The sequence below is a fragment of the Eubacterium pyruvativorans genome, assembly GCF_900102225.1.
Lineage (GTDB): Bacteria > Bacillota > Clostridia > Peptostreptococcales > Anaerovoracaceae > Aminicella > Aminicella pyruvativorans.
On the sequence record NZ_FNBF01000028.1, the window covers coordinates 1 to 17,230 of the forward strand.

A 17,230-nucleotide genomic window follows, 5' to 3' on the forward strand; every position below is an offset into this window, starting at 1 on the left:
GTAAGTATGGTGACATACTCAGCTGACCGGTACTAATCGGCCGAAAGCTTGGTCAGAGATGACAATCGCAAGGCTTAGAAGAAGTGAAGCAGAGAGAAAGGCTTGTATGTTGTTCGGATTTGAGGGTACACCTCAACGAAACGAATATCTGGTGGCAATAGCGAAGATGTTACACCTGTTCCCATCCCGAACACAGTAGTTAAGCTCTTCAGCGCCGATGATACTTGGCGGGTGACTGCCCGGGAAAGTAGGACGCTGCCAGTTTTCCGAAAGCAGCCTTTTGGGGCTGCTTTTTTCGTGCGTGGTGCGTGGAATGTAGAGAGACAGGGACCGGCAGGCAGCAGATGACTTCGAAGAAAAAAGGGCTGCCCCCGAACGAAATGTTCGGACTGGCAGCCCCGGGAAAATCTGTATGCGGTCAGCTACTTGATCACAGCGATGACTTCGATCTCAAGTTTGGCGCCCATCGGAAGTGCGCCGACTTCGAATGCGGAACGGGACGGATACACGCCGCTTGGGAAGAATGTCGCATATACTTCATTCATCGGAGCGAAATCCTTGATGTCGTCCAGCAGGCAGGTTGTCTTCACCACATTCTCCAGGCTTGTTCCCGCTTCTTCCAGGATCGCCTGAATGTTGTGGAAGACCTGGGTTGTCTGGGCCTTGATGTCACCGTCAACCAGTTTGCCCGTAGCCGGGTCGATTGGGATCTGACCGGATGCGAATACCATGTTGTCCACGATATTAGCCTGGGAGTAAGGTCCGATCGCTGCCGGTGCTTTCTCTGTTGCCACGATTTTTCTCATGATAGCCTCCTCTGTGCCGTTTTCATTGTGAATATTTTTTCAAAAAACTGTCATACGGCGCCAGTTCAACCGCTGCATGAATTATGGTATAATTCACAGTGTTGCAGCTGCATCGCTGCGCATCCATTCACGGAAATTTTAACATGACAGAACAGTCTGTTCAACCGCTGTGTCTGTCATTTTGGAGATGAATATAAAAATGAGATCGATTATACGAGGTTTTTTTTGTGTCCTGCTCCTTCTGGTGCTGGCTGCGTTCCTGGCGGTGGCGGGAATTAACGGTCATGTGGTTCTGAGTGAGAAACCGAATATTGCCGCTTCCATGACCTCGGATGCCGGCAGTATATCCAATGCTCAGCTGAAGAGACTGAAGAAGCTGAATGCCCAGTGTATCATGGTGCTGGGCGCCGGAATCATCGGGACGGAGAGGCCGACGCCCATGCTGAAGGACCGGCTGGACACGGCTTTGAAATTGTACTGGGCAGGTGTTTCTCCGAAAATTCTGCTGACCGGGGACAACGGCTCCGTGCATCACAATGAGCTTCATGTCATGCTGAAATATGTGCGGAAGGCAGGGGTGCCGGAGGCGGACATTTTTTGTGATCATGCCGGGTTCTCTACCTATGACTCCGCCGCCCGGGCGAAGCAGATCTTCCGGGTGAAGCGGATGATTGTGGTGACCCAGACGTATCATATGTACCGTGCGTTGTATGACTGCAGTGAAAATCATATTACGGCACTGGGCGTCGGGGCGGATCAGCAGAGATACAGCGGACAGCTGGTCCGGGATGTCCGGGAGGTGCCTGCCCGTCTGAAGGATTTCATACTGGTACAGATGGAAGAGCCGCCGAAGCTGGGGGGAGAGGTGATTCCCATCACCGGAAGCGGCGTGATCAGTCACGGAGAATAGTGAAGGACTCAGGAGCAGCAGGAAAGAGGGGAGGGACCGAAATGCCCTATGGCAGCGGGGAATACAAGGTGTATGAGATTCTGTTAATGGGGGTGTTCTACGCCTTCTTCGGGTGGATTCTCATGCGTGCTGTCCGGGAAGTCCGTCTGACTCTGTTGGGGAGCGGGAGTCTTCACCCGGGGAAACATGATGCAAAGGCCCGGAGCAGCCGGCTCCTCCGGGAGAAGCGGAGCCGCCGGAAGATTTCTCCCAATGCGGGTTTCTTGACCGGCCCGGTGAGTGCCGGGTGCTGGACAGGCAGCATGATTACGATCCTGATCATTCTGCCCCTTCAGTCCCGTCTTCCCCGGACGGCGGGTTTCTTCCTGACTCTGGTGCTGATGGTGCTCATGAGTACGGTGATCAGTTTCGTCGGACAGGAGACAGTGCGCCTGCGCAGGGGAAGGCTGCCGATGCCGTTTTCTGCCCGCTGGGCAGTGCTGGCCGGTCTGGCCGGGTTCGAGGCTGCCTATGAGCTGCAGCCCCATCTGAAGGGCATTCTGGGTGCTCTGCCTCTGCTGCTGGACTGGGCCCTGCTGATGCTGTTCTATCTGCCGTTTGTATATCAGGTTCTGAATATGTGCCTGGGGATTGGGGGAAGAAAGAGAAAGATCGCTGATCGGTGATAGACGATGTATTTTCAGGCTTCCGGCTGCGGCGGGCCGGTCGATCACCATCTAATTGCATATCGTTGATGAACGATAATTAAGAAGGCGCAGCCGTTTCCGGCCGCGCCTCCCGTTCTTTTTTGTCTGCGAATTCCTGTCCGATCAACTATTCCGTGAGGCCCAGCTGCTCCGCCAGCTCCTCCTTCGTGTAAGCGCCCAGCACCCGCTTCTTCTCTTCGCCGTGCTCCAGGCGAATGCAGACCGGGATGCTCATGACCCGGAATTTCCGGGCGATATCCATCTGCTCGTCGATGTTCACCGTACCGAACTTCACTTTTCCTTCGTTCTCCCGGGCCAGCTCCTCCACTGCCGGTGTGATCTGCTTGCAGAAGCCGCACCACTCTGCCCAGAACTTCAGAACTACCGGAATATCGGAATTCGTAACCTCCGCATCGTAATTAGCCGTTGTGATTTCTACCATATCATGCCTCCGTTATTCTCTCTTCACGGGATTCCCGTGATTCCATCCGTTATCGTCGCTGGTTGATGTTTACCACGATGGTCCGGGGTTAAACGCCGGAAGCCGGGCAGAGACAAAAAATGGCAGCGCTACCGGCCGGAAGACTGTTCGGCCTCGTACAGGGCAGACTGACCTTCCTTCACAATCGACTCGACCCGGGATTCCAGTTCGTTCTGTTCCTGCCGGGAGAGCCCGTCGGTCGGCAGGGCAGGGTGGATGCGGATGCGCACCGTGCCGGGACGGATGCGCCCCTTTTCTTCATAAATGTGATAGGTGCCCTGGATGGAAACCGGGACCACAGGAGCTTTCGCCTTTGTGGCCAGCTTGAAACTGCCGGGTTTGAACGGACCGGGGTGCGGGCCCTTCGCCCGGGTTCCTTCCGGGAAAATACAAAGATTAAATCCCTGTTTCACCATCTTCGTGCCCTCGCTCAGACTCCGGAGGGCGGCCCGGGCATCTCCCCGCTGAATGAGGACGCTGCGAACCCGCAGAATCCAGGGACCCAGGAGGGGAACCCTGCCCAGCTCTTCCTTCGCCACAAAACCCAGCTGGTGCCCCCGGAAGGCGGACAGCAGGGCAAGAATGTCGCCGTAGCCCTGATGGTTGGCAATGACCACGAAGCCGTCCTGCGCAGGGATGTTCTCCCGGCCCTCCACCAGAAGGGAGGTACCGGCCTTCCGAATCTCCGCATCCGCCCATTCCGCGGCGTGAACGGCGATTTTCTGCTTCTCCAGTTCGATGTCGCCGGCAGCTTTCGCCCCGTCGATTTCCTTCGCACAGTGGTTATATTTCATAAGGACGCCGAGCAGCCCCAGCATACCCGGAAGTGCTGATATTTTCATGTTTCTACCTCCTGTCAGCCGCTGCGGAGCACCCGGGGACTCCCTAAGATCCCGCAGCTTCCATTCAGTATACTAAGAAGAAACAGTGGAATCAAGAGTGCGCCGGAGGTATAATGAGGCAGTCTGCTCCCGGAAGAAACGATGCTGGCAGTGGGAGAAGAACGAAAGGGAGGACAAAGGAAAATATGATGGACGATCGAACTATTACAGTGCAGGAGAACCGGGTCCGCCTGCGGAAATGGAAGATATTTTTCACCGGCATGCTGCTGGTCTGTTTCGCCGCTCTGGCATTTCTGGTGGAAACCGGCCGGACCGCCGGGTTCGACCACCGGGTGGACTTCTTTGTATACAGTCTGCGGAATCCGGCGGCCAACGGTTTTTATGCCCGTTACACACTGGTGGCCAGTCCGGCGGGGATCATCGGACTGATTTTGGTATTAATCCTGATTCCGAAAACCCGGAAAAAAGTGGGCCTGCCCCTGGGATTCACCTGCCTGACGGTATTCCTGTGGTACCGGCTGCTGAAACTGGCTTTCGCCCGTCCCCGGCCGGATGTGGCGCTCCGTCTGGTGACGGAACACGGGTATTCCTTCCCCAGCGGCCATTCGATGAACGGGCTGGTCTGTTACGGCATGCTGCTCTGGCTGATTCTCCGCCTGGTACAAGGAAAAAAGCTGCGCTTCGCACTTTCGGTGATCTTCACGGCGGGCATTCTGCTGATCGGATTCAGCCGGGTCTATCTGGGGGTGCACTACGTCACAGATGTGATGGGCGGCTTTCTCATGGGACTGGCGATGATCCTCATCGCCACGGAACTGATTCCGATGATCGAGAGAAAAGTAAGAAAATGAGTTGATTATTACCCGGATTTAGGGTATAAGTGAAATAGATTCGGAGCGGTTTCCACGGAGACATTGCCCCCGAATTATGAAGAGCAAATCTAATGAAGGAGGTAATGCCAATGATTTATGTTTGTGACGTCTGTGGTTATGAGTACGATCCTGCTAAGGGAGACCCGGATCACGGAATTGCGCCGGGAACCGCGTTCGAGGCGCTGCCGGATGACTGGGAGTGCCCGCTGTGCGGCGTGCCGAAGGACCAGTTCAGCCCGAAGGAATAATTTTTTTCGTAATTGAAGAGGGAGTGAGGAAATATCGGTTTTCCCCGCTCCCTCTTTTCTTGTGTTCAGGAGTCCGGGAGGGCTGCCGGTGTGCATGCGGGAGGCTATTGGGTGCGGATGAGAGGGCTGCCGGTGAGCATGCGGGAGGCTATTGGGTGCGGAATTGCATTTTTTTCAAATATCGCACCTTCGCCCCGCCGGTTTCGGTTCGGTATGCAGCGGGCCGATTATTCGCTGGTGCGGAAATGAAAAAAAGTCTGTTTTCGCACCCCGCCGCTTCCGGCAGAAATTGGATCACCAGGGATATATTTTGGGGATGCGAATAATTATACGAAAATATTTTGAAATATCCGATTGGTGGAATAGATTATCCCATCACAGAAAGCAGGGAGACGGTATTTTCGATAGGCCCGGATATTTTTTCAAGTGGGCGGATACTCTTCCGTCCCCAGAAGGTGCGAAAACAAGCATTTCGGTCTATTCCGCACCTGCGCTGCAGACCGGTAATATTTAATTCGGGATTAATTTTTGTTTTCGCACCCTGCTCAGCGGAATAAGGGTGCGGAATCGGGGGAAATGGGTAATTCCGCACTTTTCATCAATATGCAACTGCGATTTGTATACAAAAATCCAGCTGAAGCCATGCATGAGTATGAGAACCGCGATTCGTATACAATTTCCCGGCCCGGTTCTGCAGCACAATTCCCGGCCCGGTTCTGCAGCACAATTCCCGGCCCCGTTCTGCAGCACAATTCCTGACCCAGTTCTGCAGCGCAATCCCGACGTAATCCGATGTCCCCCCCGACCCAGCCCCCCGCCCGAACCACAAAAAAGAGAGGCCGCCCCAGCAGCCTCTCTTCATTTCTTCATTTTCAGATCCAGGTCAGCGTGTAGACGCCGGAAGAATTCTTCCCGCTCCGGACCACCTTCACATAGTAGGTGCCGGCAGCCACCTTCGAGCCGGTCCACACTTTCCCTACCAGTCCCTCGTCGGTTCTGCGGAATGTGGATACATGGTTCCGGATTCCGGTGCCGTAGAAGTAGATCTTCAGGGAACCGCAGGTCTTCGCCTCGTAGTTCAGGCGGAATTTCTGCGGTTTGGTCAGATTGATACGGTACCAGTCGGTTTCCTTCTTTCCGGCAGTGATGACGCCCCGGTAGGATTTCCCCCGTTTCATCACCTGGGCATTCCCCCGCCGGGTGCCTGCCAGGCTGGATACTGCCGTGTTGGAAACCTTTACACTGTAATAAGACTGTTTCTCCGGTTCTGCCAGCGCACCGTCGAAGCAGAGCCGGTAGACGGTTCCCTTCGAAACGCCGAAGTGGGCGGTTTCGAAGTCATCGTCCAGCGTGTCATATTCGATGCTGTCGGAAATTGATTTCCCGTTATCCTTCTGAAGCTGTACGGTGCCCTGGAAATTCTGTCCGGATATGGCCAGCAGTCCGTCCCGGGAGGCCCGGAATGTCAGATAGACCTTCTGCACATCATCACCGGAAGCCGGACGGATTTTCACGGTTTTCCCCGGTTCGATGTCAATGACGGCCTGGTCGGCGGCGTTCAGAACGGCCCCGCCGTCTGTTGAAATGGTATCGTCTTCGTCAGCTGTGCTGTCAACGCTGTCGTTTCCTTCTGCCGTCTGGCCTGTCTGGCCGCCCGGACCCGCCTGGCCCGGATCGGAAGATGTTCCCCGGGCATCCCCCGTCACTGCGGCAGATGCCGCATTGCCGGCCGATCCAGCCGCACCGCTTCCCGCCGTGTCGGCGAATGCGGCCGTGCCGCCGGAAACGGTGAAGATCAGCAGAAGAAGGAGCAGTGTACAGCATCCCCTTTTGAATGTGCTGAGCATGTTTACCCCCTGTGCTTATGATTCAATTTCGAAAGGTTCTTTCCATACTGTGCATTGCAGGGGGGCAGAAATGCCCGCCGGCGTACGGAAGAAACGAAAAACCAGCCGTAGAAACCTGCGGCTGGTTTCATTTTAGCACATTTCCCGGACGGGTGTAACCCCCGGAAAAGGCTGTTTCGCTTTATTTCAGCCGGTCCACCCGGAAGGAGCCGCTGCCCCGGCCGGCGGCAGATACCCGGATATAGTACTTGCCCGGAGGCATCAGACTGGAATTTCCGGACCGGAAATGGAGGGTGACGCTGCTCCGCTTTCGGTTCAGGACGTGGGTTTTCTGGATTCTCCCGTTTGGATTGCTCTCTCCGATGGCGATGCCGCCGGACTTTCCACCGAGGCCGGCCCGGGCGGTGAACCGGAGGCTGACCTCTTGAGGAGCCGCAATATTGAGCACATACCAGCAGTATTTTCCGCTGGAAGCCGGGATCAGTCCGGAAGAGGTCCGGCCGGAGGCCAGGGTGATGGAATTGTTCCGCACCGTTCTGGCCGGAGAGAACCGGTATTTTACTGTATACAGCGGATCAGAAGTCTTCACCGCAAGGTAATACGTCCCCTTTGTCACCCCGATATAAGTCCGGGGATCGCCGGTGCGGAGGGTCTCGTAATTGGTGAGGTATTCGTTCCGCGGTGTCACCAGCCGCACTCGGAAGGACGCCTTCGGCATTCCCACGTCCTGCACGTCTACGGTGAGCAGCCCGTCTGAAGGGGCGGTCAGCTTATAATAGGAGATCGATTTCCCGGAGTGGTTCGCCCCGAAATATTGTTTCCCGGCAGTTATCCGGCTGCCGTAAGTCACATAATTGGCATAAAAATAGTAGTTCCGGTGTACCAGCGCCGTGCCCGCCCGGAGTTTCAGGTAATAGGTGCCGGCTTCCCCGATGCTGAAGCACATGGAAGAAGAATGAATATTTTTCCTGCTGAATTTCTGTATCCGGCGGCCCTTCAGCCTGCCGCTGGGTTTCGGGGACCGGTGCCGGTACAGCGCCGCCCCCAGTCCCGCCTTTCCATTCACATAGGTGCCGATTTCCAGCGTTCCCGGAGAAGAAACCCGGATTGGAAAGACGGTGGTTTCATCGGCCGCCAGTTCCAGCTTCGGGTAGTACAGCCGGCAGACGCTCCTGTGGTTTGCATTATCCGCCGTAATCGTCTGCCCCGGCATCACCGGGATTTCCCGGTTTTTCAGTGCCCCCCGGGCGGTGTCAGTGTGAAGAAGCAGAGTGAGGACAAAAAATAATGCGCAGACGATCAGTGCACCGGGTAAGATGCGCCGTCGGTTGATTGTCTTCATAGAAATTCCCCTTTCTTGCCTGGATCCGGAGGACTGTGCCGGAATGTGTACAACTATTCTCATTATACCGTATGAAAAGCGACAATGCCACAATCTTCCGACAATCGAACGCCGGGGCCGTCGATTTTTGTCCCGGAAGGAAAGAACCCGCAGTATTTACAGCGCCGGGGAAAGTCATTACAATGAGAAGAGTATTTTTTCAGAGGGAAAGAAGGTAACGATATGAAAGAACCGGTACTTCTGGTGATGGCGGCAGGCATGGGAAGCCGCTATGGCGGGCTGAAGCAGATCGATCCCGTCACGCCGCAGGGGGAAATCATCATGGATTTCTCGCTGTACGATGCGATGATGGCAGGATTCGACCGGGCGGTGTTCGTCATCCGGAAAGAGCATGAAGAGGCGTTTCGTCAGATGATTGACAGCAGGGCGGGGCGCTATCTGGACACTGAATTTGTTTATCAGGAGATGGAAGATATTCCCCAGGGCTTCTCGGTGCCGGAAGGCCGCACGAAGCCCTGGGGTACCTGCCACGCCGTGCTGGCGGCGCGGAAGGTGATTGATGCGCCGTTCTGTGTCATCAACGCAGATGATTACTATGGCCCCAGTGCATTCCACGCGATGTATGACTTCCTGGCCCATGGGGAAGAGAAGGAAGAGGGGGACTGTCACCGGTATGCCATGGTGGGGTTCCAGCTGGAGAAGACGCTGAGTGAGTCCGGAACAGTAGCCCGGGGTGTGTGCCGGGTGGATGAGAACGGTTATCTTCAGGATGTGGAAGAACACACGAAGATCATGTCCCGGGGAGAGGTGACCGCCTACACGGAGGATGACGGCGAAAGCTGGGTCACGATTCCGGAAGGCAGCACCGTATCCATGAATTTCTGGGGATTCACGCCGGCGATGTTCCGGGAGGCGGAGGAGCGGTTCCCGGAGTTTCTCCGGAACGAGGTGCCGAAGAATCCGCTGAAGGCAGAGTATTTCCTGCCGACGGTGGTGCAGGAGCAGATCGACACGGGAAGAGCCCGGGTACAGGTTCTGAAATCCCGGGACAAGTGGTACGGCGTCACCTACCGGGAAGACAAGGAGGCGGTGTCGGCAGCGTTCCGGTCCATGAAGGACAAGGGGCTGTATCCGGAGCAGCTCTGGCACGATGTGGACATTGACAATGTGGTGTGGAAAGAGCTGAAGAATAAGTAGAAAATCCTTGCTTTTGACAGCCGGGACGGGTATAATACCTGAGTACGCGTTGAAGCGCGATGCATCCTTGCGCCGGCTTCGAACGGCGCCATTTAGTCCACAGGGAGGTGAAAGTATGACTAAATATGAATTGATGTTCATCATCGATCCTGCACTCGACGAAGAGAAGAAGAACGCTGCTGTTGAGAAGGTTCAGAATCTGATTTCTTCTAACGGAGAGCTGGGTGAGACGGACGTCTGGGGTATGAGAAAGCTCGCTTATCCGATCGATAAGAAGACGGATGGTTACTATGTTGTAATCGAATTCCAGGCAGAGACGGATTTCCCGAAGGAACTCGATAGAAGACTGAGAATTTCCGATGACGTTATCAGACACATGGTCGTAAACAAGGAAGCGAAGTAGTTCGTTCCGGCTGCGACAGTCGAAGCCTTTTCATGAGAAGAAAGGGGTAGGATAATGAACAGTGTAATGCTGATCGGAAGACTGACCAGAGACCCGGAAGTCAGATACACATCCGGCAGCCAGATGGCTGTGGCGAATTTCACGCTGGCGATTGACAGACCGGTGCGTCAGGGAGAAGAGCGGAAGGCCGATTTCCCCCGTGTCGTTGTGTTCGGCCGTCAGGCGGAAACATGTGAGAAGTATCTGGCGAAGGGCAGGCTGGTAGCGGTGGAAGGTCGGATTCAGACCGGAAGCTATCAGAACAGAAACGGGGACACTGTCTATACGACAGATGTCGTCGCCAGCAGAGTCGAATTCCTCGAATGGGGCGACCGCCCTTCCGGCGGACAGAGCCGGGGCGGTTACCAGCAGAACAACGGATATCAGGACAGAGGCGGTTACCGGAATGAGGGCGGAAACAGTTTCGCCGCACCGCAGCAGCCGTCCCAGCCGATGCGCCAGCAGTCGCCGGCGGAAGACGATATTCCGGACACATTCGAAGCGATTGAAGACGATGTTCCATTCTAAGAGAAAGGAGACATGAGGAAATGGCTATGGATAGAAGACATTCCGGCGGAATGAGAAGAAAGAAAGTATGCCAGTTCTGTGCAGATAAGTCTGAGGTAATCGACTACAAGGATGTCGAGAAGCTGAAGAAGTTCGTGACAGAGAGAGGCAAGATTCTGCCGAAGAGAATCACAGGCACATGTGCGAAGCACCAGAGAGAACTCACAACTGCTGTGAAGAGAGCTCGTATCGTGGCGCTGCTGCCGTACGTCGCTGACTAATCGGCCCGACGGGTCTGATTATACCTGCGGAACGGATCAGACGTGGATGAGCCGGTAACATGGAAGAAATCTTCCATGCACGGACCCGGACACTGATGCGGGAAACAGGGAATCCTAAACACGCAGTCGACTTAGGTCGTATGTGCCGGAGCGGGTGACGTGCTTTCATTATGAAAAATATCCGCCCTGCGGTGCTGCTGAGCAGCGCCGCGGGGCGGATTTTTTTTTAGCCTGCCAGGGTGCTGCCGCCTGCAGCGGCAGCCCGGGACGGATCAGAGGAAGAAGACGCCGCCGTCTTCTCCGTCAGAACGAAGATGGTGACGGCAGATCCCTTCGGAGCTGTTCCGCTGACACTCTGGGAAACGACGGTATTGAAGCCGGAGGAAGCCAGTTCCTGGTTCCGGGCCTTCTCTTCCGCCGTCATGACATATTTCTTCCGGTCCACTTTCACCCGGAATCCGGCGTTCTTCAGTGCGGCACCGGCTTCCGCCTCGGTCATGCCGGTCACATCCGGAACGTCTGCCGGCTGCGCCTTCACGATGAAGGTGACGGTGACGGTGCGTCGGATGGAAGTATCGTACCGGTTCGTCACCGTGTAGGTGACCGTGTGCCGTCCTGTCTGCCGGAATACATATGCCTTCGCCTGAGCGTAAGTCAGGTTCTTCACCGTGTGATCCGGCTGAACGATCTTCACCTGAATCGCTGCCGTGCGGGAACCTGTCTTCTGGGATGCGGTGACGCCGGCAACTGCGTTCTTCTGTCCCTCGGTGACTGTGACAGACTTCGCACCCCGGATGACCGGCTTCGACAGATCCTTCACGTCGAACCGGAAGGATTTCGATGCGGACCGTCCCCATGGATCATTCACGTAATATGTGACCTTGTAGGCGCCGAGATTCTTCGTGGAGATGCCGGAAACTTTCTTCCAGGAATGATTCTTCCACTGGTATTTACCGGTAATCTTCAGATACTTCGTCAGATCCATGAAGGAATTCGGATCCTTCGCTGTGACCCCCGTCTTCAGATTATATTTGGAGCCGTAATTCACAGTGGTCCTCTTCTTCGGAGAAACGGTGATCACCGGTTTCCGCATGATATAGTACGGATTTCCCTTGGCCGGATCCGTCGGATCCCAGTACTGCTGCCGGGCCGTACTGACCTTCGTGCCCAGCGGCTTGCCCAGAGGGCCCGGTTTCGAACTGCTGTATACGGTGATCTTCGTTCCGGCCGGGCAGTTGTCATAGATCCACTTCGCATCGGCAGTGGATACCCGGATGCAGCCGTGGGAGGCCGGAGAACCCAGCTTGTTGAATTCCGCCGTTGCCTGGGCCGCGTGATTCTTCGCATAGTACCAGACCGAGTGAATATAGACCTGTCCGTATACCCGGCAGGTGTACTGACCGTAGTCAAAGAATTTTCCGTCCATGGACATGGTGAGCCACCGCCGCTTCATGGAGGAATAGTAGGTGCCGGACTTCGTCGGCATGGATGGCGCTCCGGTGGAGGTCAGCATCGCCCGCACCGGCTTCCACCGGCCGTTGGTCCGCCGGTAGGCAGTGATGACGCTGGCCTGCTTGTTCACCTTCAGCCAGTACTTTCCGTTATACACCGCTCCGTGGGCCTGCTGAGCGGTAGCCCCCAGCAGCAGCAGCGTCAGTACGGCTGACAGAAGAAGCAGGAGCAGCCCGTTGGATTTCCTGTTCTTGATCATTTTATACCCCCTCTTTCCTGGTTCGCCTGTAGCGGAATGCGCCTCCGCTGCAGGACACGTACACACGCATTATACCCCGAATCATCCGGTTGTACCAGCCTTCCTGCCGGGCGGGGGCGAGCGGGATTCCCGGGATTTTTTTGTCTATAGACAAGAAATAAAAAACACAGCGGTCGATGATCCATTACCGATTCACGTTGGTTCTTCATCATCCGCTGTGTTTTCTGCTGTTTCAGGGAGAGCGGTTACTTGCTCTCTACGAATACCTTCGGCAGTCTCTGGCCGAAGGCACAGGTGATTTCATAGTTAATGGTGCCGGTGGCATCCGCAATGTCGTCGGCGGAGATCATGTTCTTTCCGTCTGTGCCCATGATGATGACCTCATCGCCCAGCTCCACATCCGGAACGTCGGTGACGTCTACCATGCACTGGTCCATGCAGATGTTGCCTGCCAGCGGGCATACCACGCCGTTCACGATGACCTTTCCCACCGGGGAGTACGGACGCGGATAACCGTCTGCATATCCCAGGTTCAGCGTCGCAATCTTCGACGGTCTCTCTGCGATGAACTTCCGTCCGTAACCGCAGGAGAAGCCTTCGCCGACTTCCTTCAGGTGAACGATGTTCGCCTTCACGGACATGACCGGCTTGATGGACAGGTCGGCCGGGTCCACTTCCTGGGATGGATAGAGTCCGTACAGAATGATGCCGGCTCTGCTGGCATCGAAGTAAGTCTCCGGGAGTCTCATGATACCGGCGCTGTTATCCAGCGTCTTCATCGGAACCTGAACACCCTTTCCGGTGATGCCTTCGTAGAAGGATGTATATCTTTCCTGCTGCATGCGGGTGAAATCCAGGTTCGTGGCATCCGCCGTGCAGAAATGAGAGAACATGCCGTAGATCTCGAAGTTCGGAAGATCCTGGGCGGCCAGCAGCTGCTCTGCTGCGTTGTCCACATCATCATACTGGAATCCGATCCGGCCCATGCCGGTGTCCACTGCGATGATGCCCCGGACGGTCTTCCCCAGCTCCGCACCGGCTTCGCTGAAAGCCTTCGCGTTTTCGAAACTGCAGAACGCCGGGATGATGTCATACTTCGCCACCGTGTCCGCATACAGATCCGGTGTCAGTCCCAGGCAGATGATGTCTTCTTCAGCGCCTGCTTCCCGCAGGGTAATTCCTTCCGTCAGCGTGGCAACAGCGAAAATCTGAATGCCTGCCTCCCGCAGCACCTGTGCGACCTGCACACTGCCGTGACCGTAGGCGTCTGCCTTCACAACGCCGACGACTTTCGTTCCTTCGCCGACCTTCTCCTGAATACTGCGGATGTTGTAACGCAGGTTATCCAGATTGATCTCGACCCATGCCGGTCTGAGCGCTTCCTTATACATAGTCATGCACCTTCCTCTCACACAAATGAATTGACTCTCAACTCATTACAAACTCTATTATATAACCGATTCCCGCCCGCTTCAATGCTGAAAGTTTTGAAAATTTCTAAGCATAAACGGAAGTAATCGTGAAATCAGAACATGGATTATATCATGACCCGGCGGGGGCGTGCGCCCGCCGCCGGCCGGTTTCGCTGTTACAGCAGCGGCGTTCTCTCCATGATGTCGTCCCGGGACGGGCCGTTGGATACCATGGTGATCGGGAACCCGATCTGCTTCTCGATTTCATTGACATAGTCCTGGCATGCCTGCGGCAGGTCCTCGAACTTGCGGATTCCGGTGATGTCGCACTTCCAGCCCGGCATCATCTTGTAAATCGGCTTACACTTGCCCAGATCGGTGACATGCGGGAAGTCCCGGATCTCTTCTCCGTCCATCTCATAGCCGATGCACAGAGGAATCTCATCCAGATATCCCAGCGGGTCCACAACCGTCAGCGCCACATCGGTGGCACCCTGGATCATGCAGCCGTAGCGGGATGCCACACAGTCGTACCAGCCCACTCTTCTCGGTCTGCCGGTGGTGGCGCCGAATTCTCCGCCGTCGCCGCCCCGTCTTCTCAGCTCGTCCGCCGCTTCTCCGTGCAGCTCGGTGACGAAGTCGCCGCCGCCCACAGAGGAGGCATAGGCCTTCGTGACCGCCACAACCTGCTTGATTTCATACGGCGGAATACCGCCCGCACCGGCGCCGCCTGCACCGGCAATCGGATTGGAGGAGGTGACCATCGGATAGATGCCGTGGTCGATATCCTTCATGGTTCCCAGCTGACCTTCCAGCAGGATCGTCTTTCCCTCGCGCACTGCCCGGCTCAGGTAGGCCGCCGTGTTGGCAACATACGGACGGATCATTTCCCGCAGTTTCAGGATCGTCTGATAGACTTCTTCCGGAACCAGCGCCGGCTTGTGATAAAGATGGACGAAGAGGGCGTTCTTGATGGTGCAGACGTTGTTCACCCGCTGCATCAGCGGTTCCTCGTCCATGAACAGTTCGTTGACCTGGAAGCCGATCTTCGCATATTTGTCGGAGTAGCAAGGCGCAATGCCGGACTTGGTGGAGCCGTACGCATGGCCTGCCAGGCGCTCTTCCTCATATCCGTCCTGCAGAATGTGATACGGCATCACAACGTGGGCTCTGTCGGAAACCAGAATGTGGGGTGCCGGAACACCCTGGGCCACGATGCTGTCCAGTTCCCGGACGAATTTCTCGATATCCAGTGCCACGCCGTTTCCCAGCACGCAGGTGGTATTGTCATTAAATGCGCCGGAGGGAACCATATGAAGCGAGAACTTGCCGTACTTGTTCTTGATTGTATGACCTGCGTTCGCTCCTCCCTGGAAACGGACGACGATATCGGCGTCCTGTGCCAGTACGTCTGTGATCTTTCCCTTTCCTTCATCGCCCCAGTTGGCGCCTACGATAGCTTTTACCATACTTTTCCTCCCATTCTTAGATGTACAGCGACCGTGCCGTGAACGGCGGTCCCGCACCTGGGCCGGACCGCCGATTCATTTTGTCTCTATACGTTGATTTCAGGCTCCATACCAAGCAGGTCGGAGTTCTGCGTAAGAATAGGCTTTATGACCCCGTCAAGAAACTCAGCTGTCTGCTGCGGTGCGCGGCCGACATAGTTCTCTGGCTTCATAACCTTCTGTAAAGCCTCTTTCGTTATATTGAAGGCAGGATCCGCCGCAATCCGGTCTAACAGATCGTTCGGCTTCCCTTCCTCCTTGACTGTTCTGCCGGCCTCCATGGAAAGCTGCCGGATGCGCTCGTGGAGCTCCTGCCGGTCGCCGCCGGCCTTCACCGCGTCCATCATGATGTTTTCGGTTGCCATGAACGGCAGCTCGGCCATCAGATGGGCCCGGACGACTTTCGGATAAACCACGAGATTCTCGGAAATATTAATGTAAAGGCTCAGGATTGCATCCGTGGCCAGGAATGCTTCAGACACGCTGATCCGCTTGTTCGCAGAATCGTCCAGGGTTCTTTCGAACCACTGGGTGGCTGCGGTGATCTGCGGATTCATGGCGTCGCTCATGACGTAATTCGCCAGAGAAGCCATCCGCTCGGAACGCATCGGGTTCCGCTTATATGCCATGGCGCTGGAACCGATCTGGTGCTTCTCGAACGGCTCCTCCACTTCCTTCATGTGCTGGAGAAGGCGGATATCGTTGGAGAACTTGTGTGCAGACTGGGCAATCCCTGCCAGCACATTCAGCACCCGGCTGTCCACCTTCCGGGAATAGGTCTGACCGGAAACCGGATAGCAGGCGCAGAAACCCATCTTCTCTGCGATCTTCTGATCCAGTGCCTTGCACTTCTCATGATCCCCGTTGAACAGTTCCATGAAGGAAGCCTGGGTGCCGGTGGTTCCCTTGCAGCCCAGCAGTTTCAGGGATCCCAGAACGTATTCCAGATCCTGCAGATCCATCACCAGATCGTTCAGCCACAGCGTGGCACGCTTGCCCACGGTGGTCGGCTGGGCCGGCTGATAGTGGGTGAAGGCCAGTGTGGGCATATCCTTGTATTCGTCGGCGAACTTCGCCAGCTGGCTGATCGCGTTCACCAGCTGTTTTTTGACCAGCTTCAGGGCCTCGGACATGATAATGATATCCGTGTTGTCCCCCACGTAGCAGGACGTGGCGCCCAGATGAATGATGCCCTTCGCAGTCGGACACTGCTGTCCGTAAGCGTAGACATGGGACATGACATCGTGCCGCACTTCCTTCTCCCGTGCTTCCGCAACTTCGTAATTAATATCGTCCTGGTGTGCTTTCAGTTCGTCGATCTGTTCCCGGGTGATGTCCAGGCCGAGTTCGTGCTCGGACTCTGCCAGGGCGATCCAGAGCTTCCGCCAGGTCCGGAACTTCATTTCCGGCGAGAAGAGATACTTCATCTCCGGGCTGGAGTAGCGGGTCGAGAGTGGGCTCGTGTAGCTGGTTCTGTCTGCCATTTTCACAATCCTCCATATGCTTGCTGTCTAAAAACATTGATTTTCCACAAAAAATCGCACACAAAATTATAGCATTACGGCCTGCTCTTTTCAACCGCCCCGGAGATCGAAAATTTGGGTCCGACATCTTCCGCCGGCGGGAAATTTCGTGTATAATGGTGGAGTACCCCGGACGGGGTGCTGTGCCTCAGTAGCTCAGGGGATAGAGCGTCGGTTTCCTAAACCGTGCGTCGGGTGTTCGAATCGCCTCTGGGGCACCATAGAGATAAAGCCTGAAAACATTAGAAAATCAATGCTTTCAGGCTTTTTCTTTACCCTCTTTATTTTTTAACATATGTTACAAAAGGGTGTATTTTTGTGAAAAAAAATTGATTTTACTGCGACACCCGCTACGACACCCTACGACACCCAGAGCCAATTCTATACAGATTCAGATACATGAAGAGGCTTTCTCTTTGCTTCATGCTCCCGGCCTTTTCTATAGCCAATCATAAAGCCGGCCATTAATGCATTCGATATACGGTCAAAATTACTAGCGCTCATATCCATGATCTGCTGAATGTCACTCGAATAGAACGCGCCTTCCTTGTTTCTCTTCTTTTCGAATGTGTTCTTGTACTGGTCAATTGATCTTTTAATGTTACGCATGATTAA

General features: G+C 55.3%; 18 protein-coding genes, 1 tRNA gene and 1 rRNA gene. 10 read left to right on the plus strand and 10 right to left on the minus strand.

The genetic code is table 11. The annotated features are described in order from the left end of the window. Positions 1-147: 147 nt before the first annotated feature. Positions 148-264 (plus strand): 5S ribosomal RNA (rrf, locus tag BLQ24_RS08505). 158 nt (positions 265-422) lie between these two features. Here rrf and BLQ24_RS08510 read toward each other — a convergent pair. Continuing rightward, entirely contained in the window at positions 423-806 is a 384-nt protein-coding gene (locus BLQ24_RS08510; RefSeq protein ID WP_090164535.1) for a RidA family protein, read from the minus strand. A gap of 199 nt (positions 807-1,005) precedes the next feature. On the opposite strand from BLQ24_RS08510, the gene BLQ24_RS08515 reads away from it, so the two are divergent. Continuing rightward, entirely contained in the window at positions 1,006-1,716 is a 711-nt protein-coding gene (locus BLQ24_RS08515; RefSeq protein WP_176755901.1) for a SanA/YdcF family protein, read from the plus strand. A 41-nt stretch (positions 1,717-1,757) separates the two neighbouring features. After that, positions 1,758-2,381: a hypothetical protein gene (locus tag BLQ24_RS08520; RefSeq protein ID WP_090164537.1), complete on the plus strand. Its 624-nt coding sequence runs from the start codon at positions 1,758-1,760 to the stop codon at positions 2,379-2,381. A 148-nt stretch (positions 2,382-2,529) separates the two neighbouring features. Here BLQ24_RS08520 and trxA read toward each other — a convergent pair whose 3' ends face one another. Then, the gene (trxA, locus tag BLQ24_RS08525) at positions 2,530-2,844 is read right to left on the minus strand and encodes a thioredoxin (RefSeq protein ID WP_090164538.1); all 315 of its coding nucleotides are present in this window, start codon (positions 2,842-2,844) and stop codon (positions 2,530-2,532) included. A gap of 128 nt (positions 2,845-2,972) precedes the next feature. After that, positions 2,973-3,725: a lysophospholipid acyltransferase family protein gene (locus tag BLQ24_RS08530; protein ID WP_090164539.1), complete on the minus strand. Its 753-nt coding sequence runs from the start codon at positions 3,723-3,725 to the stop codon at positions 2,973-2,975. 185 nt (positions 3,726-3,910) lie between these two features. Here BLQ24_RS08530 and BLQ24_RS08535 point away from each other — a divergent pair, with 185 nt between their 5' ends. Together BLQ24_RS08535 and rd are read left to right on the plus strand one after the other, a co-directional pair. Further along, entirely contained in the window at positions 3,911-4,576 is a 666-nt protein-coding gene (locus BLQ24_RS08535; RefSeq protein ID WP_173452420.1) for a phosphatase PAP2 family protein, read from the plus strand. 110 nt (positions 4,577-4,686) lie between these two features. Then, entirely contained in the window at positions 4,687-4,845 is a 159-nt protein-coding gene (gene rd / locus BLQ24_RS08540) for a rubredoxin (protein ID WP_407717211.1), read from the plus strand. Positions 4,846-5,717: 872 nt separating this feature from the next. Here rd and BLQ24_RS08545 read toward each other — a convergent pair. Both BLQ24_RS08545 and BLQ24_RS08550 read right to left on the minus strand, forming a co-directional pair. Further along, on the minus strand, positions 5,718-6,692 hold the full coding sequence (locus tag BLQ24_RS08545) for a hypothetical protein (RefSeq protein ID WP_090164542.1): 975 nt from the start codon (positions 6,690-6,692) through the stop codon (positions 5,718-5,720). A gap of 181 nt (positions 6,693-6,873) precedes the next feature. Beyond that, positions 6,874-8,034 carry a hypothetical protein gene (locus BLQ24_RS08550; protein ID WP_090164543.1) on the minus strand — a complete coding sequence of 387 codons (1,161 nt, stop codon included), beginning with the start codon at positions 8,032-8,034 and terminating at the stop codon, positions 6,874-6,876. Between the two features lie 222 nt (positions 8,035-8,256). Between BLQ24_RS08550 and BLQ24_RS08555 the strand changes: the two genes are divergently transcribed. The 4 genes from BLQ24_RS08555 to rpsR all read left to right on the plus strand — a co-directional run bounded on the left by BLQ24_RS08555 (position 8,257) and on the right by rpsR (position 10,461). After that, positions 8,257-9,231, plus strand: coding sequence for a sugar phosphate nucleotidyltransferase (locus tag BLQ24_RS08555; protein ID WP_090164544.1), 975 nt, complete (start codon positions 8,257-8,259; stop codon positions 9,229-9,231). Positions 9,232-9,346: 115 nt separating this feature from the next. After that, a complete protein-coding gene (rpsF, locus tag BLQ24_RS08560; protein WP_090164545.1) occupies positions 9,347-9,634 on the plus strand; it encodes a 30S ribosomal protein S6 in 288 nt (95 codons plus the stop codon). A 54-nt stretch (positions 9,635-9,688) separates the two neighbouring features. After that, positions 9,689-10,201 carry a single-stranded DNA-binding protein gene (locus BLQ24_RS08565; RefSeq protein ID WP_090164546.1) on the plus strand — a complete coding sequence of 171 codons (513 nt, stop codon included), beginning with the start codon at positions 9,689-9,691 and terminating at the stop codon, positions 10,199-10,201. A 20-nt stretch (positions 10,202-10,221) separates the two neighbouring features. Next, complete coding sequence (gene rpsR / locus BLQ24_RS08570) at positions 10,222-10,461, plus strand: 30S ribosomal protein S18 (protein WP_090164547.1); 240 nt, start codon at positions 10,222-10,224, stop codon at positions 10,459-10,461. A 226-nt stretch (positions 10,462-10,687) separates the two neighbouring features. Here rpsR and BLQ24_RS08575 read toward each other — a convergent pair whose 3' ends face one another. From BLQ24_RS08575 to purB, 4 genes are all read right to left on the minus strand, one after another. Beyond that, the gene (locus tag BLQ24_RS08575; protein WP_090164548.1) at positions 10,688-12,172 is read right to left on the minus strand and encodes a L,D-transpeptidase; all 1,485 of its coding nucleotides are present in this window, start codon (positions 12,170-12,172) and stop codon (positions 10,688-10,690) included. Between the two features lie 245 nt (positions 12,173-12,417). After that, positions 12,418-13,569, minus strand: coding sequence for an alanine racemase (alr, locus tag BLQ24_RS08580; protein ID WP_242869626.1), 1,152 nt, complete (start codon positions 13,567-13,569; stop codon positions 12,418-12,420). Positions 13,570-13,760: 191 nt separating this feature from the next. Then, the gene (locus tag BLQ24_RS08585) at positions 13,761-15,053 is read right to left on the minus strand and encodes an adenylosuccinate synthase (protein ID WP_090164550.1); all 1,293 of its coding nucleotides are present in this window, start codon (positions 15,051-15,053) and stop codon (positions 13,761-13,763) included. A gap of 86 nt (positions 15,054-15,139) precedes the next feature. Continuing rightward, on the minus strand, positions 15,140-16,576 hold the full coding sequence (purB, locus tag BLQ24_RS08590) for an adenylosuccinate lyase (RefSeq protein ID WP_090164551.1): 1,437 nt from the start codon (positions 16,574-16,576) through the stop codon (positions 15,140-15,142). A gap of 184 nt (positions 16,577-16,760) precedes the next feature. On the opposite strand from purB, the gene BLQ24_RS08595 reads away from it, so the two are divergent. Beyond that, positions 16,761-16,836, plus strand: a tRNA-Arg gene (locus BLQ24_RS08595). Positions 16,837-16,996: 160 nt separating this feature from the next. Here the strand turns inward: BLQ24_RS08595 and BLQ24_RS08600 are convergent. Further along, complete coding sequence (locus BLQ24_RS08600; RefSeq protein WP_143004282.1) at positions 16,997-17,224, minus strand: hypothetical protein; 228 nt, start codon at positions 17,222-17,224, stop codon at positions 16,997-16,999. Between the last annotated feature and the right edge of the window lie 6 nt (positions 17,225-17,230).